This is a genomic window from Thermocrispum municipale DSM 44069 (assembly GCF_000427825.1).
Classification (GTDB): Bacteria; Actinomycetota; Actinomycetes; order Mycobacteriales; family Pseudonocardiaceae; genus Thermocrispum; species Thermocrispum municipale.
Genome location: NZ_KE386593.1, coordinates 490,647 through 512,771 on the forward strand (window position 1 = coordinate 490,647; position 22,125 = coordinate 512,771).

20 protein-coding genes and 3 tRNA genes are annotated in these 22,125 nt (G+C 69.2%); 10 read left to right on the top strand and 13 right to left on the bottom strand.

Translation table 11 applies throughout. From position 1 onward, the window contains the following. The first annotated feature begins 7 nt into the window (after nt 1-7). From YWM_RS0117655 to YWM_RS0117670, 4 genes are all read left to right on the top strand, one after another. Nucleotides 8-1,477: an aldehyde dehydrogenase family protein gene (locus YWM_RS0117655; protein ID WP_028851798.1), complete on the top strand. Its 1,470-nt coding sequence runs from the start codon at nt 8-10 to the stop codon at nt 1,475-1,477. Between the two features lie 250 nt (nt 1,478-1,727). Beyond that, on the top strand, nt 1,728-2,909 hold the full coding sequence (locus tag YWM_RS0117660; RefSeq protein ID WP_051310121.1) for a sensor histidine kinase: 1,182 nt from the start codon (nt 1,728-1,730) through the stop codon (nt 2,907-2,909). Beyond that, nucleotides 2,906-3,592, top strand: a complete 687-nt coding sequence (locus YWM_RS0117665) for a response regulator (protein WP_028847501.1) — start codon at nt 2,906-2,908, stop codon at nt 3,590-3,592. The genes YWM_RS0117660 and YWM_RS0117665 overlap by 4 nt, the downstream gene beginning before the upstream one ends. Nucleotides 3,593-3,732: 140 nt before the next feature. Then, nucleotides 3,733-4,650 (top strand): CPBP family intramembrane glutamic endopeptidase, encoded by a 918-nt coding sequence (locus YWM_RS0117670; protein WP_084612496.1) that lies wholly within the window; start codon nt 3,733-3,735, stop codon nt 4,648-4,650. A 314-nt stretch (nt 4,651-4,964) separates the two neighbouring features. Here the strand turns inward: YWM_RS0117670 and YWM_RS0117675 are convergent. From YWM_RS0117675 to YWM_RS0117690, 4 genes are all read right to left on the bottom strand, one after another. Further along, nucleotides 4,965-5,041, bottom strand: a tRNA-Phe gene (locus YWM_RS0117675). Nucleotides 5,042-5,161: 120 nt separating this feature from the next. Beyond that, nucleotides 5,162-5,235, bottom strand: a tRNA-Asp gene (locus YWM_RS0117680). Between the two features lie 24 nt (nt 5,236-5,259). After that, a tRNA-Glu gene (locus YWM_RS0117685) sits at nt 5,260-5,332 on the bottom strand. Nucleotides 5,333-5,564: 232 nt separating this feature from the next. Continuing rightward, nucleotides 5,565-5,822, bottom strand: a complete 258-nt coding sequence (locus tag YWM_RS0117690; protein ID WP_028851801.1) for a hypothetical protein — start codon at nt 5,820-5,822, stop codon at nt 5,565-5,567. Nucleotides 5,823-6,289: 467 nt separating this feature from the next. On the opposite strand from YWM_RS0117690, the gene YWM_RS24395 reads away from it, so the two are divergent. Beyond that, entirely contained in the window at nt 6,290-6,658 is a 369-nt protein-coding gene (locus tag YWM_RS24395) for a hypothetical protein (protein WP_043661897.1), read from the top strand. 333 nt (nt 6,659-6,991) lie between these two features. On the opposite strand, the gene YWM_RS0117700 is transcribed toward YWM_RS24395, so the two are convergent. Beyond that, the gene (locus YWM_RS0117700; protein ID WP_028847088.1) at nt 6,992-7,195 is read right to left on the bottom strand and encodes a cold-shock protein; all 204 of its coding nucleotides are present in this window, start codon (nt 7,193-7,195) and stop codon (nt 6,992-6,994) included. Between the two features lie 383 nt (nt 7,196-7,578). Here YWM_RS0117700 and YWM_RS24400 point away from each other — a divergent pair, with 383 nt between their 5' ends. Together YWM_RS24400 and YWM_RS0117710 are read left to right on the top strand one after the other, a co-directional pair. Further along, nucleotides 7,579-8,289, top strand: a complete 711-nt coding sequence (locus YWM_RS24400; RefSeq protein WP_052345087.1) for an Ig-like domain-containing protein — start codon at nt 7,579-7,581, stop codon at nt 8,287-8,289. Nucleotides 8,290-8,294: 5 nt separating this feature from the next. Further along, nucleotides 8,295-8,876 carry a PaaI family thioesterase gene (locus YWM_RS0117710; protein ID WP_425426575.1) on the top strand — a complete coding sequence of 194 codons (582 nt, stop codon included), beginning with the start codon at nt 8,295-8,297 and terminating at the stop codon, nt 8,874-8,876. Nucleotides 8,877-9,227: 351 nt separating this feature from the next. On the opposite strand, the gene YWM_RS0117715 is transcribed toward YWM_RS0117710, so the two are convergent. The 4 genes from YWM_RS0117715 to YWM_RS0117730 form a co-directional block, all read right to left on the bottom strand. After that, nucleotides 9,228-11,738 carry a serine/threonine-protein kinase gene (locus YWM_RS0117715; protein WP_156914856.1) on the bottom strand — a complete coding sequence of 837 codons (2,511 nt, stop codon included), beginning with the start codon at nt 11,736-11,738 and terminating at the stop codon, nt 9,228-9,230. Nucleotides 11,739-12,039: 301 nt separating this feature from the next. Further along, nucleotides 12,040-13,005 carry a glutamate ABC transporter substrate-binding protein gene (locus tag YWM_RS0117720; RefSeq protein WP_028851804.1) on the bottom strand — a complete coding sequence of 322 codons (966 nt, stop codon included), beginning with the start codon at nt 13,003-13,005 and terminating at the stop codon, nt 12,040-12,042. Continuing rightward, the gene (locus tag YWM_RS0117725; RefSeq protein WP_028851805.1) at nt 13,002-14,414 is read right to left on the bottom strand and encodes a hypothetical protein; all 1,413 of its coding nucleotides are present in this window, start codon (nt 14,412-14,414) and stop codon (nt 13,002-13,004) included. Before YWM_RS0117725 ends, YWM_RS0117720 begins: the two co-directional genes overlap by 4 nt. A 603-nt stretch (nt 14,415-15,017) precedes the next feature. Continuing rightward, entirely contained in the window at nt 15,018-15,299 is a 282-nt protein-coding gene (locus YWM_RS0117730; protein ID WP_028851806.1) for a metal-sensitive transcriptional regulator, read from the bottom strand. A 123-nt stretch (nt 15,300-15,422) separates the two neighbouring features. Between YWM_RS0117730 and YWM_RS0117735 the strand changes: the two genes are divergently transcribed. Next, complete coding sequence (locus YWM_RS0117735) at nt 15,423-15,626, top strand: cold-shock protein (protein WP_028851807.1); 204 nt, start codon at nt 15,423-15,425, stop codon at nt 15,624-15,626. 42 nt (nt 15,627-15,668) lie between these two features. On the opposite strand, the gene cutA is transcribed toward YWM_RS0117735, so the two are convergent. Then, entirely contained in the window at nt 15,669-15,989 is a 321-nt protein-coding gene (gene cutA, locus YWM_RS26955) for a divalent-cation tolerance protein CutA (RefSeq protein ID WP_043661908.1), read from the bottom strand. Nucleotides 15,990-16,204: 215 nt separating this feature from the next. On the opposite strand from cutA, the gene YWM_RS26960 reads away from it, so the two are divergent. Further along, nucleotides 16,205-17,065, top strand: a complete 861-nt coding sequence (locus YWM_RS26960) for a hypothetical protein (protein ID WP_156914826.1) — start codon at nt 16,205-16,207, stop codon at nt 17,063-17,065. On the opposite strand, the gene YWM_RS0117750 is transcribed toward YWM_RS26960, so the two are convergent. Then, nucleotides 17,051-18,082 (bottom strand): DNA polymerase IV, encoded by a 1,032-nt coding sequence (locus YWM_RS0117750; RefSeq protein ID WP_028851810.1) that lies wholly within the window; start codon nt 18,080-18,082, stop codon nt 17,051-17,053. The genes YWM_RS26960 and YWM_RS0117750 overlap by 15 nt on opposite strands. Nucleotides 18,083-18,112: 30 nt before the next feature. On the opposite strand from YWM_RS0117750, the gene YWM_RS24410 reads away from it, so the two are divergent. Next, the gene (locus YWM_RS24410) at nt 18,113-19,321 is read left to right on the top strand and encodes a hypothetical protein (RefSeq protein WP_052345089.1); all 1,209 of its coding nucleotides are present in this window, start codon (nt 18,113-18,115) and stop codon (nt 19,319-19,321) included. 4 nt (nt 19,322-19,325) lie between these two features. Here the strand turns inward: YWM_RS24410 and YWM_RS0117760 are convergent, their stop codons facing one another. Further along, a complete protein-coding gene (locus tag YWM_RS0117760) occupies nt 19,326-21,191 on the bottom strand; it encodes a long-chain-acyl-CoA synthetase (protein ID WP_084612500.1) in 1,866 nt (621 codons plus the stop codon). A gap of 315 nt (nt 21,192-21,506) precedes the next feature. Then, complete coding sequence (locus YWM_RS0117765; RefSeq protein WP_028851812.1) at nt 21,507-22,103, bottom strand: TetR/AcrR family transcriptional regulator; 597 nt, start codon at nt 22,101-22,103, stop codon at nt 21,507-21,509. Nucleotides 22,104-22,125: the final 22 nt, after the last annotated feature.

The following is a 22,125-nucleotide window of genomic DNA, read 5'->3' on the forward strand; positions in this document are numbered from 1 at the left end:
ATTCGTGATGGCGATGTTGTTCATTGCGGGACAGTGGGTGGAGCCGGCCGAGGGCGGAACCCGCGACGTGATCAACCCGTTCGACGGCTCGGTGATCACCACTGTCGCGGAGGCTTCGCCTGCCGATGCCGAGGCCGCGGTGCAGGCCGCGCGCACGGCGTTCGACGAGGGCGAGTGGTCCTCGTGGAGTCCCGGCAAGCGCGGCGAACTGCTGTTGCGGATGGCGGACCTGCTGCAGCGTGACCGGGCCGAGATCGCTCGCCTGGAGACACTGGACACCGGGAAAACGCTGGTCGAGAGCGGGATCGACGTCGACGACGTGACCGCGGTGTTCCGGTACTACGGCGAGCTCGCGGACAAGGACCCGACGCGGGTGGTGGACGCCGGAAGCGAGTCGGTGCACAGCCGGGTGGTCTACGAGCCGGTGGGGGTGTGCGCCCTGATCACGCCGTGGAACTACCCGCTGCTGCAGGCTTCGTGGAAGGTCGCTCCGGCGCTGGCCGCGGGCAACACGATGGTGATCAAGCCGAGCGAGGTCACGCCGCTGACCACGGTGAAGATGGTCGAGCTTCTGGTCGAAGCGGGCGTGCCCGCCGGAGTGGTGAACCTGCTACTCGGTTCGGGCCCGGCCGCCGGGGCTCCGATGGTGGAAAGCCCGTTGGTCGATTTGGTGTCCTTCACCGGCGGGCTGCGCACCGGTCAGGCGATCATGAAGGCCGCCGCGGGCACGGTGAAGAAGGTCGCGCTGGAACTGGGCGGCAAGAACCCGAACATCGTCTTCGCCGACGCGGACTTCGAGGCCGCGGTCGACTACGCGCTGATGGCCGTCTTCCTGCACGCGGGACAGGTCTGCTCGGCGGGCACCCGGCTGATCGTGCAGGACGAGCTGCACGACGACTTCGTCGCGGCGGTCGTCGAACGCGCGAAGCGGATCAAGCTGGGCAACGGCTTGGACGAGGGCACCGAGAGTGGTCCGCTGGTGTCGGAGGAGCATCGCGCGAAGGTGGAGTCCTATGTGGAGCTGGGTCTGCAAGAGGGGGCACGGCTGCTGACCGGCGGCAATCGCCCGGACGACCCCGAGCTGCAGAACGGCTTCTTCTACCTGCCGACGGTGTTCGACGACTGCCGGCGCGACATGCGCCTGGTCCAGGAGGAGACGTTCGGCCCGATCATGACCGTGGAACGCTTCCGGACCGAGGACGAGGCCATCGCGCTGGGCAACGACACCGACTACGGATTGGCCGGGGCGGTGTGGACCGGTGACACCGAGCGAGGCGAGCGAGTGGCCGCGAAGCTGCGGCACGGCACCGTGTGGATCAACGACTTCGGGCCGTACCTGCCACAGGCGGAGTGGGGCGGATTCAAGCGGTCAGGCATCGGCCGCGAGCTCGGCCACGACGGTCTTGCCGAGTACCGGGAGGCGAAGCACATCTACCGGAACCTGGCGCCTGCCCCGCAGCGGTGGTTCGGCGGCTAGGAGCCCGCGCGGGGGTCGCTCCCCGCCGCCGGCCGAAACTGCGCTGATGCACCACGTCTTTCGCCGTCGTCGCTGGTGACGGTGATCGACCCGGCGTCGGAGCCCTCGGCGGCTTGCCGCCACGTCCTTCGTGCGTGAAGGCCAGCGGGGAGACGGAACCGGCGTCCTTGCGCATATCAGCCCTGCGGCCGCCTCGCGCGGTGCCGATCGTGCGGACGAGGGCGCGAAACCACCGGGTTAATCTTGCGCGGTGTCAGCGATCGCGTCCCGGGTTCTCCGCCCTGCGCAGCGCCGGTGGCGCCGTCTCGATGGGTTGAGCAAGGACTCCTTGCTGGCTGCGGTGCTGCTGGCGCTGGCATTCGTGCCGCAGTTCGCAGCGGTGGCGGCGATGATCGGTGACCTGCCGCGACGGCCGCTGGATGCGTTGGGCGTGATCCTGATACTCGCGCAATGCCTGCCTTTGGCGATACGGACGCGGTGGCCGGCTGCGTGCCTGGCGGTTGTCGGTTGTGGGTTCGCCCTTCACCAGGTGCTGGCTTATCCGGCGACGTTCGGCAGCATCGGCCTGTACGTGGCGCTGTACTCGGCCGGCGCGCATCAGCAGCGTCTGCGCACTGTGGTCGCGGTGGTCGCGGTGGTGGGATACGGCGTGCTGGCGCTGACCCTGAACGCTCTCGGCTCGCCCACTCGAGGACTTGATTTCGTTCTGTTCTTCGCGGCCCTGGCGGTGATCTGGTTCGCGGGTGCCGGGGTTCGCCGATGGCGGCGCGAAGAGGCCGAGCGGCGGCGCCTCAGCGCAGAGATGGCTACCGCCGCCGAGCGAGCGCGGATCGCCCGTGAACTGCACGACGTGGTCACCCACCACGTGACCGCCATGGTGGTGCAAGCCGACGCGGCGCAGCTCGTGCTCGACACCGCACCCGATCGCGCGGGCGAGAGCCTGTCCGCGATCAGTGTCACGGGCCGTCGGGCGTTGACGGAGCTTCGTAGTCTGCTCGGGGTCCTGGAGGCGAGCGGCGAGACACCGCCCGCCGAGCGAACCCCGAGTCTGGGCAAAGTCGCCGATCTGGTGGAGCAAGCACGCCATGCCGGTCAGCCCGTCGAATTCCTCGAAGAAGGAGAGCAGCGGCCCCGGACGGTCGACGTGGAGCTGACTGCCTACCGCGTGGTGCAGGAGAGCCTGACCAATGCGCTCAAGTACGCGGCGGGACGACCGACCACGGTGCGGCTCCGGCACGACCCGGAGGAGATCGAGATCGAGGTGATCACTAAAGGCCCGGCCACCTCACCGGGCGGTTCGTCAGGAGGTCGAGGGTTGACCGGATTGTCCGAGCGGGTGCGGCTGCTGGGCGGTGAACTACAGGCCGGACCGCGCGCCGACGGCGGCTTCGGTGTGCGTGCGCTCATCCCGTGCGGAAGGAACGAACCGTGACCGACGCCCCGATCCGGGTACTGATCTGCGAGGACCAGGCATTGGTTCGCGCCGGGTACGCCACCATCTTCTCCGCGCAACCGGACATGGAAGTCGTCGGCGAGGCGGCAGACGGCCGGGAGGCGGTGCAGGCGGCGCGGCAGCTGAGTCCGGACGTGGTCGTCATGGACATCCGCATGCCTGTGGTGGACGGTATCGAGGCGACCAAGCAACTTGCCGGTCCAGACGTGGCCACACCCGCGAAGGTGCTGGTCGTCACCACCTTCAACGTGGACGAGTACGTCTACGAAGCGCTCAAGGCAGGCGCGAGCGGTTTCCTGCTCAAGGACGCGCCCCCGGCCGAACTGGTCAATGGCGTGCGCACCGTCGCCCGAGGCGATGCGTTACTCGCTCCCGCGGTCACCCGCGAGCTCATCGGCCATTTCGCTGCTCGGCTCCGGCCCGCCGAAGGACCTCGTCCCGCGCGGGACGCGATCGTGCGTGCTCTGACGCGGCGGGAACTGGAAGTCCTGGAACACATCGCGGCCGGGCTGTCCAACGCGGAGATCGCCGAGGCGTTGTTCATCACCGCCGAGACCGTGAAGACCTACGTCTCACGGATCCTGACCAAGCTCGATCTGCGCGACCGAGTGCAAGCCGTCGTCCTTGCCTATCGGGCCGGGCTGGTGTCAGCCACCGACTGAGCCGGACCGGTCGCACCCGGCCATCCCCCGTGAGAGCTACCGCGATTGCTCATTCTCGTGGGATGTTTCGACGTGCTCGGCTTCCTAGCCTTCGTGGTGTCGCAAGCGTTGACCCCCAGAAAGGGAAGAGAGCAGACGTCATGGCACGCACGGAGACCTTGAACGGCTCAGCCCGGGCCGAGAAGATCGGGAACGGCTCAGCCCAAGCCGAACCATCCACCCGCCGACGTCGGCTGCGCGCGTTCCGGCTCCCCGTGCTCGTGCTGGTGCTGCTCGGTGCGACCGCGCTGTTCGCCGCCATCAACCAACTCGTCGCTCCGATCCCGATGCTGGCGCTGCCGGTCGGCATCGGTCTCGCTGTCGCCTGCGTGGCCGGTTACCGGCGACTGTCGCAGGTCGTTGAGCTCCGGGCCGACGTGCCGGAAGTCATGCCGGACGGCGCCAGGTCAGCGTTGTTCCGCGGAGCGGTGCTCGGAAGCTGCTTGTTCACCACGGTGATGGTGTTCATTGCGATCTTCGGTGGCTGGCAAAGCCTGACCTGGGGCTCGATCGGTGGACTGACCGCCAGCGCCGGTGCGATGGTCGCCGTCGCAACGATCGAAGAAGTGTTGTTCCGCGGCGTCGTGTTCCGCATCGTGGAGGAGCGTGCGGGCACCGTGCTCGCGCTGGTGATGTCCACGGTGCTGTTCGGCCTGCTCCACCTGGTCAACCCGCACGCCTCGTTGCTCGGCGCCCTCGCCATCAGCCTGACCGGCGGCCTCCTCACCGCGGCCGCCTATGTGGCGACCCGCTCGCTGTGGCTGCCGATCGGCGTGCACTTCGCGTGGAACACCGTCTCCGGCGGCGTCTTCGGCGTCGTGGTCTCCGGCGCGGAGACCACGCCAAGCAGCCTGCTTCACACGACACTCTCCGGCCCCTCGCTGATCACCGGGGGCACGTTCGGCCCCGAGGCCAGCTTGTTCACCCTGCTGGTCTGCCTCGCTCCCATCGTGGTGCTGCTCCGACGGGCGGCTCGCACCGGCCAGATCCGCCGTCGCCCCGGTCGGGCCGCGGCCTGACCTCCCCACCGTGATGTCCCGAGGCTTCTGTGGCCTCGGGACATCTTTCGTGAACCGCTACGACACGTGTCCGTTGCCGGCGCAGCGGCGGCCGAACGGCATGACTCACGCTTGGGTGCGCGGCAACGAGGCGTCTTGCAGGTCGCAGTACATCGCCGGCGTGACCCGAACGGAGGTCGCCAACCGCCTGAGCGGCTTCTGTGGTGGTCACAAGGCGTGCCCGCAGGGGGCCGATGGCAACCCGAACTGCAAACCTGGACCGCGAAAAACGGCCCCCGCCGAACTTGGCGAGGGCCGTTTTCGCTGGTCCTGCGTGGTGGCCAGGGCCGGGATCGAACCGGCGACCTTCCGCTTTTCAGGCGGACGCTCGTACCAACTGAGCTACCTGGCCGGGATGGGGAAGAGCATAGAGCATGCCGTGCGGGCCGACGTCGTCGGGCCCTGGTGGCGTGCGCAGTACGCCCGACACAAAACAATGGGCCCGCTGCGAGAGCGGACCCATTGTCCTGAGCGACCCTGACGGGACTTGAACCCGCGACCTTCGCCGTGACAGGGCGACGCGCTAACCAACTGCGCCACAGGGCCATGTTCGGTTGTGATCATACCGCGTGCTCCCAACGGGATTCGAACCCGCGTTGCCGCCTTGAAAGGGCGGAGTCCTAGGCCGCTAGACGATGGGAGCCAGCTGTTCCGTTGGGAGCCGCGACAAGCATACGACACCGCGAACCAGGGTTCGTAGGGAGGGTCGTTTTCCTGCCGTCGACCACCGAACTTCAGGGTACTGGATCCGCTCGTAGCCGGACCGGGGGTCTGGGCGCGAGCGGACATCCGCCGCTGCGCTCGCCGACACCGGATCGTCCGCGGGCGATCTCGTTCGGGTGCCGTCGCGGTCGCGGCCGGCTGGAAACGAGACCTCAGCGCTGTACCGGAGCCACTCCGTCCGCGCCGGGCAGCAGTCCCAGCATGTCGAGCAGCTCCGCGCAGTCCGCGGCGTCGAGCGCGCTGCTGGCTACCGCGAGCCGGGCGCGCCGGACCTGGTCGTCGGTGATCCGGTTGGGGTCGTTGGTGCCGCCTGCGCCGTTGCGCTGGGCGGGCAATGCACCCGGGGATGCCGTGCCGGACTCACCCTCATACCGCATGAGGAACTGTCGGACTTCGAGTGATCCACTCATGGTTCCTCCGCGTGCCTCCTCGGCGGCCCGAACAACGGCATGGCGCGAGGCTAGTCACATCTGCCGCCTCCGGGCAGCCCCCCGCTGGGTGAACTGACCCTCTTGCCCGGTCGCTTCGTTTCGCCACCCTCGGTAGTTACTCCAGGTCGCTCGGCCTACCGGATGCTGAGTCGATTCCGCCAAACGGTGGCCGGGGTACCACCGCCAAGTGAACGACAACGTGACGGCTTCAAGGCCAGCAGATGGCGGGTTTCGGGCAAAACCCAACATCGCACCTCGCTCGGTGCCCCCTTTTCGTGTCACAATCGACGTGCTGACACACCCCCGGTCAGCGCCTGTGGAGATCCCCTCCGGCCCCCGCGTTCCTCCCCCTGGCGCGGGGGCTCTCCCCTGTCTGGGCAACGTTGCACGGTGTCGATCCGATGCCACGCTGGCGACGCCGAGACCCTTTCGTTATGGTTGCCCGCGTGCCCTTCCCCCGATTCAGCACAAAAGGCAACACCAAAGCACGCAGTGCCAAGCCCGCGCCCGCGCAGGCAGGCAGGCATCGTGACTCGGTGAACCCGGAGCACGTGGCCGACGACGAGGAGCTGGAAAGCTACCTGGCCGCGTTGGCCCCGGAGACCGCGCCGGAGACGACCGACACCGGGCGCCGCTTCGGTGACGCGCAGGTGCTGCAGCTGCGGTTCAACCTGATCGCCCTCGACGAACTCAAGCAGCACGCGCTGGCGCGCGGCATCTCGCCGCAGGCGCTGGCCCAGGAGTGGATCCTGGAGCGGCTGTCCTGGGAGGCTCAGGCGGCCAGCCAGCGCAGGCAGCAGGCCCGGCGGTACTGACCGGCGTCGCGGAGCCGGCCGAGGGTGAACGTGCCGGTAACCGCCCGGACCGGCAAGGCTTGGCGCCTGCGGCGTGGCGACCGGCCGATGCCGCCATCTCGCAATGGTTTTTCGACGCGTGCGCAAGCAACCGGGCCGGTAGACCATCGCTGTGCGGCTGCACTGGCGCAGCCCGGCCACTTCCTCGCGAGGTTTCGAGCACCCGGTTCCTTCATGGTTGTCGCGGCTGCTGGGCCGCGGTTTGGTGGCCAGACGTGTACGTCGACAGCTCCGACATGCCGAAGCCCCCGGTGGATCGCTCCACCGGGGGCTTCGGTCGGTTAGCCGAGCTTGTCAGATGGCCCGGACCTGCTGGGCCTGCGGGCCCTTCTGGCCTTGACCGATCTCGAACTCCACTCGCTGGTTCTCCTCGAGGGTCCGGAATCCCTTGCCCACGATCTCCGAGTAGTGAACGAACACGTCACCCTCGCCGCCGTCCTGGGCGATGAAGCCGAAGCCCTTTTCGGCGTTGAACCACTTCACAGTGCCTTGCGCCACCGCTTTAACTCCTCGTTTCTCCGCTTCGAGCACCCATACGGGTCCTCGCGACCGTCCCGGGCGGTTCCAACGAGAAAGCAGGTGCGCGAACGCCACAGCTCACGTCAGAAGTTCCGCGAGTGTGAAGCCACGAACACGCAAAACGACGGCCTCCCGGTAGCGTACCCGGAACTCGGCGTTTCGAAAGACCGGTTTCCATCTCGCCCCGACCGGACTATGCACAACGCGTACCGTTACGTGCACACTCCGCGAACGGCAGTGTTTAATGGGCATGCTTCGCCCCATCGTGGTGAGGCGGACGAAGCCGCGTCACGCAGTGTGTGATGTTCGGCGCCCGGTGCACTCCAGCGCGGCGAGAGGGCTTAACAGTGCGGAACTCCTCCGTGGCAGTCACGGTGCTGGCTGCCGTCCTGGTGATCGGCGCGGCCACGGGCTGCGCGGGTGGGTCTTCGGCCACCGAGCGTGCCCGGCACCTGCCCGCCACGTCCGAGCGGCCGGAGTTTCGGGTGCTTCCCGACCCGGCGTTCGGCGCGAAGAACGTCGCGCCGCGCAGGCCGGCGAGCATTTCCGTCACGGCGGGGACCTTGCGCTCGGTGGAGCTCATCGACGACGCGGGCACCGCGGTCGAGGGCAAGCTCTCCGGCGACAAGACGGTGTGGGAGTCGACCGCCAAGCTCGACTTCGCGACGAAGTACAAGTGGCGCGGGGAAGCGGTCGACACCAGCGGAAAGCGCTACCCGATCTCCGGCTCGTTCCGCACCGTCGAACCCGAGCAGGAAGTCACCGCGACGACCAACGTGGTCGAAGGCGGCGTCTATCCGCAGGACCTGCGTATCGCCCTCACCTTCAACACGCCGGTGGAGAAGCGTGAGCTCGTCGAGCGTGAGCTGCGCATCGAGACGTCGCCGCGCATGTCCGGATCGTGGGAGTGGTCCGAGGACGGGACCGTCGTCACCTGGGAGCCACGAGGTCGATGGAAGCCGGGCACGAAGGTCGAGCTGACCGCCCAGCTGTACGGGGTGATGATCGCCCCAGGGCACTATGGCGCAGACGACAAGTACTTAGGCTTCCGTATTACCGGTGGGGTAGCGTGAGCGAGGTGAGTCAGAAAGTGCGTTCCTGGCCGCCGGTCGAGACCGAGCCGCCCACGATCCATGAGTACGCGCCCGCCGCCGGAGAGCAGCTTCCTCCGCACTTCGACGAGTGCTTCGCGTGCGGCCCCGAGCAGCCCGGCGGGCTGCGGATCAAGACGGAGGTCGCCGAGAACCACGTGGTGCGTGCCCGCTTCGAGGTCACCAAGAACCACCAGGGCGCGCCCGGCCTGGCCCATGGCGGGCTGCTCTCGTGTGCCTTCGACGAGGCGCTGGGCGCCGTCGTCGGCCAGATGCTGCGCAAGCCTTCGGTGACCGGGAAGCTGGAGACGGACTTCCGTCGGCCGGTGCCGGTCGGGTCGGTCCTGCACATCGCCGCCAAGGTCGACGGGGTCGCCGGGCGCAAGGTCTACGCCAGCGCGGAAGGACGGCTCGACGCCGAGGACGGGCCGCTCGCGGTGGAGGCACGGGCCTTGTTCATCACCGTGGGGCTCGAGCACTTCCTCCAGCACGGCGACGTCGAGGGCTGGCGCAAGATCGGCGAGAAGATGTCCAAGGAAGAGCGCGAGCGCTGGGACGTCAACCCGTAGCTGGAGCCACCGGGCGACGCGGAACCGGGCCGCCTGGGCAGCGGGCTGCCCAGTGGAGCACGGCTGCCGGCACACCAGTCTGTGGCTGGTGGCGGGGCGCCGCCGCCCGCAGATCGGTAGCGGCCGGCCCAGTGGAGCACGGCTGCCGTCCCGTTGCGGACGGCCACCCACATGGAGCACGGCGGCCGCGGGCCAGGCTGTAGCGGGCGGCGGGCAGCCGTCGCGGCACGCCCGTCCGTAGTGGCAGGAGCGTCCTGCCGTCCGTAGCCTGCGCGCGGGCGGAAGCCGCTCGGGCCTGGCGCCGGTGACCGAAGACTTGCGATGCTCGACCGGCGGGCCAGGCGGTGACCGTCAGGTCATCGTCCGCGGGCGAATGCTGTTGGCCTTGTCGACCAGCGCGATCCGTTTGTCCGACGTCTCGGCCAGCCGAGCCAGCGCGCGATAGCAACGCTCCAACCCGAAGCGGACCTCGCGGTCGTTCAGCTTGCAGCCGAGCACCGATGCGTTCGACGGCTGCCCGTTGCGCCGCTGCACCAGCGTGTGTGCCGCCTCCAACACCTCGGCCGACAGCCGCGCGTGCCGCTCGGCGTCCAGCGACAACCGCTCCAGCCGCTTGGCCGCATCGACCAGATCGCGCTCTTCGAGCGAGCCGGTGCCGTCCGCGCCGCCGCGCATCTTGATCTTGATGGCGGCGACCTGAGCGGCGGTGTGGTGCGTCGACGTCTGCGGGATCGACTCGAGTGCCTGGATGGCGCCCTCGCGCGCACCCTGGGCCAGGTAGACGCGCGCCAGCCCGAAGGCGGCGCTCACATACGACCGGTCGGTGCGCCACACCTGCTCGTACCCGCGCGCCGCGGTGAAGTAGTCACCGATCAGTTCCGCCGCCACCGCGCGGGCGAGCTTCGGCGCGATCTCGCCCGGCAACTCGTCGTACACGGCGTCGAAGGCCGCGTGCGCCAGCTTGGCTCGCCCGGCGACCAGTTCGATCAGCCCGCGGTACCACTCCAACCGCCAGTCGTGCGGGAATCCGGACTTGACCGCGATGTACTGGGCCGCCTGCAGCTGCCGGTGCGCCTCGGCCAGCTCGCCGAGCGCGACCCGAGCCCGCACCACGCGCAGCCGCACCTCGATCGAGTCGTGCGGGGCGTGCGCCAGCGCTTCGATGACCGCTCGTGGCTCGGCTGCGGTCGTCGTGGCCAGCAACGCGGCCGCCGGGTCGTCGGTGTCCACCATCGGCACCGGCAAGCCGGCCACCACGTCCTGCGGATCCGGCCTCGGCGGGGCGCCGCTGCCCTCCTCCGGCACCACCGCTTCGACGCCGAACGTGTGCGTCTCCGGGCTGAACACGGTCGACGTGCCGGGTCGCGGCTCGCCGGTGCCCAGCGCCATGACCTCGCGCAGCACGCCCTTGAGCTGATCGGCCATCTCCGCCGCGGAGACGAACCGCCGCTCGGGGTCGGCGTGCGTTGCCCGCTTGAGGAAGCGGTAGTAGCTGTCGAACAGCATGAACAGCGGGACTTCTTCCCGCGGCGGCAGAGTCGTCTTGTACTTCGACGAGTAGCCGGCGAACTCGAACGACAGCACGGCGAGGGTGCGGCCCACGGTGAACAGGTCGGACTGCACGCTGGCGCCGTGCGTGGCCAGCTCGGGCGCGCTGTATCCGGAGGTGAAGAACAGCGGGCTGGTGTAGTCGTCCATGCGCCGGACCGCACCCATGTCGATCAGCTTCAGCTGCTCGTTGGTCTGGATGACGTTGTCCGGCTTCAGGTCGCAGTAGAGCAGGCCCTGGCTGTGCAGGTAGCCGAGCGCCGGGAGGATCTCCAGGCCGTAGGCGATCACCTGGCCGATCGGCAGGCCCTCCGCGCGTCCGGTGCGCTTGTGGTGGGCCAGCGCCAGCTGCCGCAGCGACTGCCCGCCCACGTACTCCATGACGATGTAGCCGACCGTGGCGCCGGTCTGCGGGTCCGGGTGCTCGACGAAGTTGTAGATCTTGACGATGTTCGGGTGCTCGACCTCGGCCAGATAGCGGGTCTCGCTGCGAGCCGCCTGGATCGCGTTCTCGTCGCCGGTGTCGATCAGGCCTTTGAGCACCACCCAGCGGTCGGCCACGTTGTGGTCCTGCGCCAGGTAGATCCAGCCGAGGCCGCCGTAGGCCAGCGCGCCGAGCACCTCGTACTGGCCACCGACCAGCTCGCCGGGCTGCAGCTTCGGCTTGAAGTAGAACGCGGTGCCGCACTTCGGGCACTCGCCCTCGGTGGGGCCGGGCTGCCCTTTGCTGCCCCTGCCGACCTTCGCGCCGCAGTTGCTGCAGAAACGCTTGTGCTCCGCGACCACCGGATCCTGCATCACCGCGGACGACGGCTCGCGGTAGGGCACCGGCGGCACGTCGACCAGGCCGGCGCCCAAGCCGCCGCGACGGCTCGAAGTGCGCTGGGTGGACGTACGGCGGCGGGTCATCGGCCTGCTTCCGGTGCCCGTGCCGCGCGAGCCGGTCCAGCCCGTGCCGCGGGAACCGGTGCCTTGGGAGCCGGTCACCTGGGAACCGGTGCCTTGGGAGCCGGTGCTTTGCGAGCCGGTCCGTTGGGAACCGGTGCGCGGGCCCGTGCCCTGGGACCCGGACGGCTCGCCGTTGATCGGGCGGAGACTGCCCGTGCTCGGCACCGGCATCTCCGGTTGCGGCGCCGGCTGTGCGCGCGTCGGCGGGGGCGTGATCGCACGCGTCTCCGGGGTCTCCACCTGCAGCACGCTGGTGACCTCCGGCGCATTCTCCGGTGGTGGCTGCCACTGCTGGGTGGCATCGGGCTGGATCGACACGTGCTGGGTGGCGTCGCCGCCCTCGTCCGGCAAGGTCACCGGTTGCATCGTGGGCTTGGTCGGCCCCTCGGCCGGACGAGCGTGCCGGGCCTGCCGCGGCCCGCCCTGGGGTGGCCGGCCCGCCGCAGGACGGCCCGGCGAAGCCTGCTTCTGCGGCGGCAGTTGCGCGCCGGTGCCCGGCCACATCGGCTGGGACGAGGTCTGCCGCTGGTGCGACTGGGCAGCCGAGTACGGCCGGCGCGCGGCAGGCGGGGTCGCGGGACCGTTCTCCCCGGCCGACTGCGCGGGTTCGCCCTGCCCACGACCGGTGTTGATGGGATCCTCCGGTGACGTCATCGGCTGACTCCCCCTAGCGGTACTTCGGCTTCGGCGGCGAATCCGAGCCGAGCACGGGTTTGAGCCATTTGTTGTAGCTCTTCTGCCACTCCCCGCCACGAATCTCGTCCAGCACGGCGTTGACGTAGCGGACCATGTCCTTGTTTTCCTTCGGGATCCCGATGCCGTAGGGCTCCTCGGTGAACCGCTCACCGACGACCTTCAGCGTGGGATCCTGCTGGGCCATTCCGGCCAGGATCGTGTCGTCGGTCGAGATGGCTTCCACCTGTCCCTGCTGCATCATCACCAGACAATCCGACCAATTGTCCACCGCGACCGGGATCGGCTTGGCGGGCGACTGGGCGATGTTGCGCAGCGACGTCGATCCGCTGGTCGCGCACACCCGCTTGCCGCCCAGATCCTTCAGGCTGTCATAGTCCGAGGTCTTTTTCACCAGCACCCGCTGGCCGGCGACGTAGTACACGCTGGAGAACTCGATGTCCTTGCGGCGCTCGCAGTTGATGGTCATCGTGCGGACCACGATGTCCACCTTCCCGTTCTTGAGCGCGTCGATGCGCTGCTGCGACGTAATGGCCCGGAACTGGGCGGCCGACGGGTGCCCGAGCAGCTTCACCGCGATCGCCTTGGCGATGTCGATGTCGAAGCCCTCCAGCTGACCGGTGGTCGGGTTGCGGAAGCCGAACAGGAACGTGTTCTGGTCGACGCCGACGACGAGCTTCTTGCGCTTGCGGATCTTGTCCATCGTCGAGCCGGGCGGGATCGCCGTGCCCTGCGGCTTCAGGCTCACGGTCGGATCGCCGCAATCGTCCTCTCCACCGCCCGGCGCCTCGATCTTCGGGTTGATCGTCGCGTTGGCGGGCATCGGTGGCTCGGCCGTGACCATCGGCGAGAGATCACGCGGCTCGCCCGCGGCGCAGCCGGTGAGCACCGCCGACGCGACCAGCAGGGCGGCAACCTTGGCCGCGGTCAGCTTTCTCATCGGTACTCCCTCAGCCGCTCGTACATGCCGACCGCGACTCCTCCGGCGGCGATCAACCCCAATGCCACCCAGCCCCACGGCAACAGCGTGAGCGCGGCGCCGGCATCGGACGCGTTGTCGAAGAAACTCTGCCTGCCGTGCAGGATCGCGGTGCGCAGGTCGACGTCGAGCTGATTGAACGCCCGCGCGCTGCTGTCCTCACGGGTGTCGTCGATGGCCACACTGGCCGCTTCCAGGTACTCGCCTTCGCCGTCCAGCTTGCGGACCTTGTCGTGCGCCTTCAGCCACGCCGTTGCGCTGGCCTGGGCCTTGTCCAGCGTCTCCGCCAGCTCGTCCTGCTCGTCGGCCGCGGCACGGGCCTCGGCGAGCAGGCCGCCGTTGCCGTCCTTGCCCGCCATTTCCTGCGCTTCCTTGGCGAACTCCTTGGCGTACTGCTCGCCCTCGCCGCGCGAGACCAGCAGCAGCGTCTCGTCGACCCGCGCCTTGAGGCCGGCGATGCGGGCCCGCACCAGTCGGTCCACCTGCTCGGAGCCTTGGCTCTCGCTGCTGCCGATCAACACGCTCTGGGTGATCAAGGCGGCAGAACTCCACAGCAGGCCGACCACGATCGCCCCGGTCGCCACCACCAGTCCGATGTTGAACACACGATTGGTGCGCCGCTTCAGGTACAGCTGCGTGGCGATCAGGGCGGCCAGCAGCCCGATCACGAGCACCGCGGTCAGCCACGGGACCGAGCGGGCCTCGGCCTGCCGCTCGGCCAGCGCCTTGGTGTCGGCCTCGTACAGCGCCTCGGCCGCGGGCAGGATCGTCGACTGCATCAGCTCGGAGGCTTCCCGCAGGTAGGCCGCGCCCGCCGGGAATCCCTGCCGGTTGTTGGCGCGCGCGGTGCCGACCAGCTCGGCGTAGACCGGCACGTACTTGCCGATGATGTCGATCTGCCGGGAGACCTCCGGGCCCGCGTCGGGATCGGAGGCGGCGCGGGCCAGGAAGACCCCGGCCTGCGCAATGTCGTTCTCGAACCGGGCGCGGAGCGCGGGCGGCTCCTCGCCGGTGGACAGGAAGGAGCTGGACGCCGTCGCGTCCGCGTCCGACAGCGCGCGGTAGACCTGCTGCGCCGCGGCGGCCAGTGGCTCGCGCCGATCGGTCAGCTCGCTGACGGCGTCCGTCTTCTGTTGCGTCATCACCGCCGCGGTGAGCCCGGTGATCAGCGTCAGCAGCACCAGGCCGGTGGCGATGAGCGCGAGCCGCCCCGGCGTCGTGGTCCACGAGCGCAGCACCGTGCGCATGGCTTCACCGGCCAACCCCACGACACCGCGCAGACCGGACTTGCCACGGCTGTCGCCTTGCGGGTGCCCCGGCGGTGGCAATTGTCCGGGCGGGTGGGGTTGGGCCGCAGTGCTGATCGGCAAATCATCCTCCGCGCCAATGCCTACGTACCCCTGTGCGAGCGCGCGCGGCCCCCAGACCGGCGAGATGCGCCCCCGCCTGTGCAACGTAGTCCAAATAGCCGCGTCCGGCGGTATCAATCGGGATAACCATGGCGTGATTCGTCAACTTTGGTGTGTCGTTCGGCGCGAGTGGCGCGCAAGGTGCGGTGGTGATCGCGCTGGGTCACCAATCGGCCGGCGGCTAGGCCGGTCGAGTGGGTGCGAGTCGGGCGAGGGCCGGGTTCGCGGCTGGTGCCGGTCGGTGCGCAGCGCTCGTGGTGAGAGACGGCCGCGCAATCCGGGCGGACACAGTGGGGAGCGCCGGCGGGGTGGCCAAACGAGCCCGCTCGTTGGAACCGGAGGGCATGGCACCGTGTGCTGGCGAGCGGGTGCGCTGAGCGTGGCAGCCAGGGCTCGCGGGGCCGGCGTGGTGGACGACCTGGCGCGGATGGGCCGGTTGCGCGCGGGAGCTGGCGCGGTGAGCGAGCCTGGCGCAGACGTGGCCGGTTGCGCGCGCTGCCATGGCGACGGAACCGCGGCGTAACACCTCCGCCGCGCGCAGGCAGCGGACGCCGACAGCCGTTGCTACGACTTGACCAGCCGCGCGATCGCCGCGCTCGCCTCGGCCACTTTGGCGTCCGCGTCCGCGCCACCGCCGGCGATCGCGCCGGCCACGCAGTGCTTCAAGTGCTCGTCGAGCAAGCCGAGGGAGACCGCCTGCAACGCCTTGGTGACCGCGGAGACCTGGGTCAGCACGTCGATGCAGTACTCGTCGTTCTCCACCATGCGCGCGATGCCGCGGACCTGACCCTCGATGCGCCGCAGTCGCTTCAGGTAGCGGTCCTTGTCCTCGGTGTATCCATGCATAACCCCAGGATACCGGGTGGGGGTATAGCGTGCTGGGATTCGTTGTGCCTGGTCGTAGCCATAACGTTTCTTGACACCGTGATCTGGCCCATGCTTGACTCCCGGCGCGTCGAGAGGATTGACATGGCTCAGGGCACCGTGAAGTGGTTCAACTCGGAAAAGGGCTTCGGGTTCATCGCGCCCGATGACGGGGATCGCGACGTGTTCGTGCACTACTCCGAGATTCAGGGCACCGGATTCCGCACCCTCGAGGAGAACCAGCGGGTCGAGTTCGAGATCGGTCAGGGGGCGAAGGGTCCCCAGGCGACGAGCGTCCGCGTGGTCTGACGCTCGGCCGGACCGCAGGCACGACCGGTTCACCGACCCGCGTCAGCTGGGCCGGGTTTCTTCCGTGATCCACTCCAGGTAAGGTGCGCTGCCGTCCTGAATCGGGGTGGCGATGACTTCGGGCACGTCGTAGTCGTGCGCTGCCGTGATGTGGTCGATGAGCGCGGAGACGCGGTCGGCGGCGGTCTTGATCTCCACGCGCCATTCCGGCTCGGTCTGCACCGCCCCTTCCCAGCGGTAGACGCTGGTGATCGGGCCGACCACTTGCGCGCACGCGCCCAGGCGTGCGTCCACCGCGCTCGCGGCCAGTGCTCGGGCGGCTTCCTCGGAAGCGGTCGTCGTCGTCACGATCATCGCTCGCATGCCGGTCACGGTAGCGCGCTGCGTCCTGCGTGTCGGCGGTTGCGCGGCTCGAATCAACGGGTTTCGGTCGACCCGCCGAAGCCGGTACGGTGCCCCGCGTGTCTCACCCCCCCTTCCAACACCGCCGCCCGCCCGGACGCAGGTATCCGCCAGGCCGGGGTCCGGTGAACTCCGGCCCGCCGCCCGGTCGCTACCCCCAGCACGCTGCGCCTCCGGTGCGGGACCAGTACCCGCCCCAACCCGACCCGTATCCGGCCCAGCAGCCGTACGCGCCGCGCGATGGGTACGAGTCCCAGCAGCGGTACGCGCCGCGCGATGGGTACGAGTCCCAGGAGCCGTACGCGCCGCGCGATCGGTACGAGTCCCACCAGCGGTACGCGCCGCAGCGCGACCGGTACGAGCCGGAGCGTGAGCCATCCTCCGAGTCCTATTCCGGTGCTTCCTACGACGAGCCGTCGTTCCGGCTGCGCCTTCCCGGGCTCGGGCTGCTGTTCGCCATCGCGGGCCTGGCCGTCCAAGCCGTCAGCTTGTTCCTGCTGCCCTGGATCACCGCGGGCCAGCAGTCGCTGTCGGCCGGTGATCTCTGGGAGGCCGCGTCCAACGCAGGCGCCCACGGCGTCGGTGGCTGGTATCTGTTCCTGTTCAGCTACCCGCTGGCCGCGCTCAGCGTCGTGCTCACCCTGGCCGCGCTGTTCGAATCCGCCGCGATGAAGGTCGTCTGGTTGGGGCTGACCCTGCTCGGGTGCGGCTACCTGGCCATCCGACACGGGGTCGGGCCACTCGTGGACACCGTGGGCGAGGGCGGCGAGCTGAGCCGTCCGGACATCGTGATCGGGCTCGTCGCGGTGGCCGTCATCGTCTTCGTGGCGTTCCTGTTCAAGATCGCCGTGTCGACGTTCCGCCGGATCGCGGCACTGATCCTGCTGGTCCTGGCCGGCGTGCACCTGTACGCGGTGACGGACCTGACCGGGACGTCGGACGTCGCGGAGCTGAGCTTCGGCGCGTTCGGTCCGGCGCTCGGCTACGGCCTCTGTGCGCTCGCTGCGCTGCTGCCCAAGCGGCTACCGGGCATCTGAACGTTCGAACTCCGCCCGCACACCCAGCAACCGAATCGGACGATCCCGCTCGAACCCACGGAGGACGTCAAGTGCGGCCTTCTCCAGCTCGGCGGGATCGGACGTCGGCGTAAGCAGCTTCGCGCTGCGTGTGCGCGTGAAGAACGGAGCGAACCGTACTTTGACGGCGATCCGCACGGCCGGACGTCCCTCGGCGGCGACGTCCTCGCTGACCCGCCGCGCGAGCTCCGCCGTGGCCTGTTCGACGTCCGCCCACTCGGTCAGGTTCTGCTGGTACGTGGTTTCCCTGCTCCGCGAGCGGGCCACGTACGGGGTCGCGGCGACCTCGGTCTCGCCTCGCCCGTGCGCGAGGTGCCAGTACCACGGGCCCATCACCGGCCCGAAGCGCGCGGCGAGGGCGTTCCGGTCGGCCGAGGCGAGCTGGTTGACCGTGTGGATGCCGAGTGCGGCCAGCTTCGCACGAGTTTTGCTGCCGACGCCGTGCAAGGCATCCGTCGGCCGCTCACCCATCACCTCGAACCAGTTCGACGCGGTCAGCCGGAAGACCCCCGCGGGCTTGCCGAACTCCGTGGCGATCTTGGCGCGCAGCCGGTTGTCGCCGATGCCGACCGTACACTCCAGCTGGGTCTCCGCCCGCACGCGCTCCTGGACACGCCGCGCGAACGACTCCGGATCGTCGCTGGTCACCCCGAGGAAAGCTTCGTCCCACCCGAGCACTTCCACCGGCACCTCGAACGACCGCAGCACGTCCATGACGTGTGCCGACGCCTCGTTGTAGGTGTCCGGGTCGGTAGGCAGGAAGATCGCATCGGGACACTTCTTGGCGGCCGTGCGCATCGGCATGCCGGACCGGACACCGAACTCCCGCGCCGGGTAGGACGCCGTGGCCACCACCGCCCGCTCCGTCGGGTCCCCGCGTCCGCCGACGATGACCGGTTTCCCGCGCAGCTCGGGCCGGCGCAGCATCTCGACCGCGGCGAGGAATTGATCGAGATCGACGTGCAGAACCCAGCGCATAGGCCCAGTCTGCCCCGCTAGGTTGTCCATGTGGATCAGCTGAGCGAGGTCGAGCGGGTCGAGACGTGGTTTCGGCAGCGCGGTCTGCCCCTGGTCGTGCGGCGGCGCGTGCGCGGGGTCGACCTGTTGCCCAGGGCGACGCCGTCGATCGTGTTCTTCCTGCTGATCGAGCCGATCTTGCAGATCCTGGCCTACGTCGTCGCCAAGGTCACCGAGCTGTGGCCGGGCGAGGGCGACGAGTCGACCGGCTTCGCCCTGGTGGTGCTGGGCCTGACCGTCGGCGCTCTGGTCATCCCGCCGTTGGGTGGCTGGCTGGTGTCGCGCCTGATGCGGCGCGTAGGCGAGCGCGGCGAGTGGCCCATCGCCATCGCGGTGCTCGTGCTGGGCGTCGTCGTGCTGATCGTCGAGCAGTCGACCGGTTTGCACGAGCAGGCGTTCTGGGTGTCGGCGACGGTCACCGTGGCGGCCGTGCTTCTGTTGTTGTTGCTGACCTACCTGGGCGCGGGCTCGATCCTGGCGTGGGCGGCCAAGGTCGCGGTCAAGCAGGTCAACGCCGTGGGCACGCTGGCATCCAAGGCGCTGCCCCTGCTGATGATCGTGATCCTGTTGTCCTTCATCGCGGCCGAGGTGTGGCAGCTGGTCGATCCCCGCTACATGGACCGCGGACGCCTGTGGGGCTCGGTCGGGTTCCTCATCCTGCTCGGCGGCCTGTTCCTGCGCTCGGTGGTGTCCGACGAGATGCGCGAGCTCGAGGAGGAACAGTCGGACAGTACGGCCGAGCTGTTGCGCAGACGCCTGCGGGGCACACCGCTTGCCCCTTACGTGCGCGACGACTACGACGGCGGCGTCAAGCCGCTGTCGCGTCCCGAGCGGTTCAACATCGCGCTGGTCTTCTTCCTCGCCCAGGCGGTGCAGATCGTGTTCTTCGCGCTGCTGGTGTTCGCGTTCTTCGTGGTGTTCGGCACCATCGCGGTCACCGACGAGCTGATGGAGGCCTGGCTGATGCATCCGCCGGACCCGGAGGGCGGCCGGCTGTTCGGGGTGTCCATCCCGGTGCCCAACGAGCTCATCCAGGTGTCGATCTTCCTCGCGGCCTTCTCCGCGCTGTACTTCGCCGGCGCCGCGGCCACCGACCCGGTGTACCGGGACAAGTTCTTCGACCCACTGGTAGCGGACATCCGGGTCAGCCTGGCGGCCCGGGAGGCGTACCTCGACCGCTGGGGCGCTCAGCGCGCGTGACGCGTCAGATCCGCACGCTGCCGGACGCGACCTCGCCGGGGTACTCGGGATAGAACTCGACGTAGGAGTCGCGGTTCGGTAGCACGTACAGCGGATCGGAGACCTTGCCCGGGTCGAACCCTTCGGCGCGCAGATCCACCTTGCGACTCTTGAACGTCGACGTCTGCTCGACCTCGTCGATGATCCGGATGAACAGCGGCACCGCGTAGGACGGCAGCCGCTGCACCAGGTGTGCCGCCGTGCCTTGCGGGTCGAACTTCGCGCCGTCGGCCAGCTTCACCGCGGCCATGCCCGCCTTGCCGTCCGTGCCAGGGACCGACACCCCGAACACCACGGCCTGCTCGATGTCCGGGTGCGCGGACAGCACGGCCTCCACCTCGGTGGTGGCGACGTTCTCGCCCTTCCACCGGAACGTGTCGCCGAGCCGGTCGGCGAACGCCACGTGATTCCAGCCCTGCTTGCGAACCAGGTCGCCGGTGTTGAACCAGGCGTCGCCCTTCTTGAAGGCGTCCCGCACCACCTTCTGCTCGGTGGCGTCCGGGTCGGTGTAGCCGTCGAACGGGGAGCGCTTGGTGATCTTGGTCAGCAGCAGGCCGACCTCGCCGGTCTTGACCTTGCGCAGCCTGCCGGACGGCGTGCGCTCGGGCCGCTCGGTCACCGGGTCGTAGGCGACCACGGCGAACGGCAGCGGCGTGATGCCCGCGGTGCGCTCCAGGTTCAGCGCGTTGATGAAGGCCAGATTGCACTCGCTCGCGCCGTAGAACTCCGCGACCCGGCGGATGCCGAACCGCTTGGTGAACTCCGACCAGATCTCCGGTCGCAGACCGTTGCCGACCACCACACGGACCTGGTGCTCGCGCTCGGCCGGCTTCTCCGGCGCATTGAGCAAATAGCGGCACAGCTCGCCGATGTAGACGAACGCCGTCGCCTTGGTCCGCACCACCTCGGACCAGAAACGGCTCACCGAGAACGACCGGCCCAACGCCAGCGTCGCCCCGGCGGACAGCACCGACGACAGCGACACCGTCAACGCGTTGTTGTGATACAGCGGCAAACAGCAGTACAGCGTGTCCGACGGACGCAGCCGCACGCCGAGGCCACCGATCCCGGACATCGACTTCAGCCAGCGCAGGTGCGACATGGTGCTGGCCTTCGGCAACCCGGTGGTGCCGGAGGTGAAGATGTAGAACGCCTTCTCGCCCGCGCGCACCTGGGCGCATTGCGGCGGGTCGTCCGAGCCCGCGTACCTGGCCAGCTCGGCCAGGCTCGGGTAGTCGGTCAGCGCGGACGACTGCTTGCCTTCCTCGGGCAGCCGGAGAACCGAGCCGCGCAGATCCTCCACCGGCACACTGTCGAACGCCTCGGCACACTCGGTGCCGACGACCAGCACCCGGCTGTCCAGCAGCTTCTGGCTGTGGTTGAGCACGTCGCCGCGTTGGTGATGGTTGAGCATGCCCGCGATGCCGCCCAGCTTGACCGTGGCCAGCGCGACCAGCAGCGTCTCCGGACGGTTGGCGGCGAGGATGCCGACCACGTCGCCCTCGCCGACGCCGTGCGCCGACAGCACCGAGGCGTACTTGTTGACCAGCTCGTTGGCGTCGCCGTAGGTCAGCTCGCGGACCTCGCCGCCGGGGTCGGCACAGCGCAGGAACACCCGCTCCGGGTGCTTGCGCGCGGCTTTCTGGAAGACCAGGCCGACCGAGGCCACGGAGCTGGACTTCACCGTGAGCAGCCCGATGGCGCTGGTGGCCATGCGCACCGTGTCCGGGGCCATGGCGGGCATGGCCTTGAGCAGGTCGATGAACCGCACCCGTCGATCGCGTTGCTGCGTGGGGGTTGCCTTCTCCGCCACGTCGACCGAGTCGCTCATGCAGCTCACCGCCTCCCTCGCTGACCCAGCAGCGGCGACCCTACTTGTCAGTAGGGTGGGTTGCGCAACCCCAAGAGGCACCGAATGTGGCGCGACACGCACCGATTGTGGCGCGATGCACCGCGCGGCCGGGTCGGCTGGAGTGTGTAAGGGGTGTTCTCCTGCGCTGGTGGTGGAGGGCTCAGGGCTGACTCATCGGCGCCGCGCGCCGGCGGGTGGTGGAGGGCCTGCGCGCCGGCAAGCTGCGCAGCGAGTGGCGGAGGGCTCGGAGGTCGTCGTGCGACACGAGCTGCGCGATCGGCCGAGGCCGCGGTGTCACTCGTCGCGCAGCGCCGTAGTGAGCATGCGTCCGGCGACGGCACGCGGCTCCGGGTCGGCCTCGATCAACGCGTTCACCACCGCGCCGTCGACCAGCGCGATGTAGCGCTCCAGCTGCTCCTCGGTGACCGGCCTGCCCGACCGGGCGAACACCTCCGCCAGCAGTTCTCGCAGCTCGCGGCCGAGTTCGCGCATCAACGGCCGCAAGTACGGTCGCCGGCCGGTGGCGACCAGCCGCTCATAGCGCAGCAGCACGTACTCGGCGTCGGCCTCCGGCGTGGCCTGCCGCGGGCCGAGCAGGTTGTCCAGCATCAGCTCCACGATGGTGGCCGCGCCGCGCTGCCTGGTGGCCAACTCGGTCAGCTTGCGCCAGCCACGCTCCAGTTCCTTGCGCGAGTGGTGCTCGACCACCGCGGTGACCAGGTCGTCCAACGAGGAGAAGTAGTACGTCGTGGACGCCAGCGGCAGCCCGGCACGCTCGGCCACCGCGCGGTGCCGCACGGCGTCGAAGCCGCTCTCCACCAACAGCTCGGCGCCCGCTTCCACCAGCGCGGCTCGGCGGCGTTCCCCTTTCGGCGTGCTGGCTGTGGTCACGGCTGCGTATCCTGCCACTCCC

Excerpts from the sequence above, each read along its gene's own strand:
- YWM_RS0117655 (WP_028851798.1), top strand. The coding sequence starts at position 8 with ATGGCGATGTTGTTCATTGCGGGACAGTGGGTGGAGCCGGCCGAGGGC.
- YWM_RS0117670 (WP_084612496.1), top strand. The coding sequence starts at position 3,733 with ATGGCACGCACGGAGACCTTGAACGGCTCAGCCCGGGCCGAGAAGATC.
- YWM_RS0117690 (WP_028851801.1), bottom strand. The coding sequence starts at position 5,822 with ATGAGTGGATCACTCGAAGTCCGACAGTTCCTCATGCGGTATGAGGGT.
- YWM_RS0117715 (WP_156914856.1), bottom strand. The coding sequence starts at position 11,738 with ATGCAACCGGTGACCTTGCCGGACGAGGGCGGCGACGCCACCCAGCAC.
- YWM_RS0117720 (WP_028851804.1), bottom strand. The coding sequence starts at position 13,005 with ATGAGAAAGCTGACCGCGGCCAAGGTTGCCGCCCTGCTGGTCGCGTCG.
- YWM_RS0117730 (WP_028851806.1), bottom strand. The coding sequence starts at position 15,299 with ATGCATGGATACACCGAGGACAAGGACCGCTACCTGAAGCGACTGCGG.
- YWM_RS0117735 (WP_028851807.1), top strand. The coding sequence starts at position 15,423 with ATGGCTCAGGGCACCGTGAAGTGGTTCAACTCGGAAAAGGGCTTCGGG.
- cutA (WP_043661908.1), bottom strand. The coding sequence starts at position 15,989 with ATGCGAGCGATGATCGTGACGACGACGACCGCTTCCGAGGAAGCCGCC.
- YWM_RS0117750 (WP_028851810.1), bottom strand. The coding sequence starts at position 18,082 with ATGCGCTGGGTTCTGCACGTCGATCTCGATCAATTCCTCGCCGCGGTC.
- YWM_RS0117760 (WP_084612500.1), bottom strand. The coding sequence starts at position 21,191 with ATGAGCGACTCGGTCGACGTGGCGGAGAAGGCAACCCCCACGCAGCAA.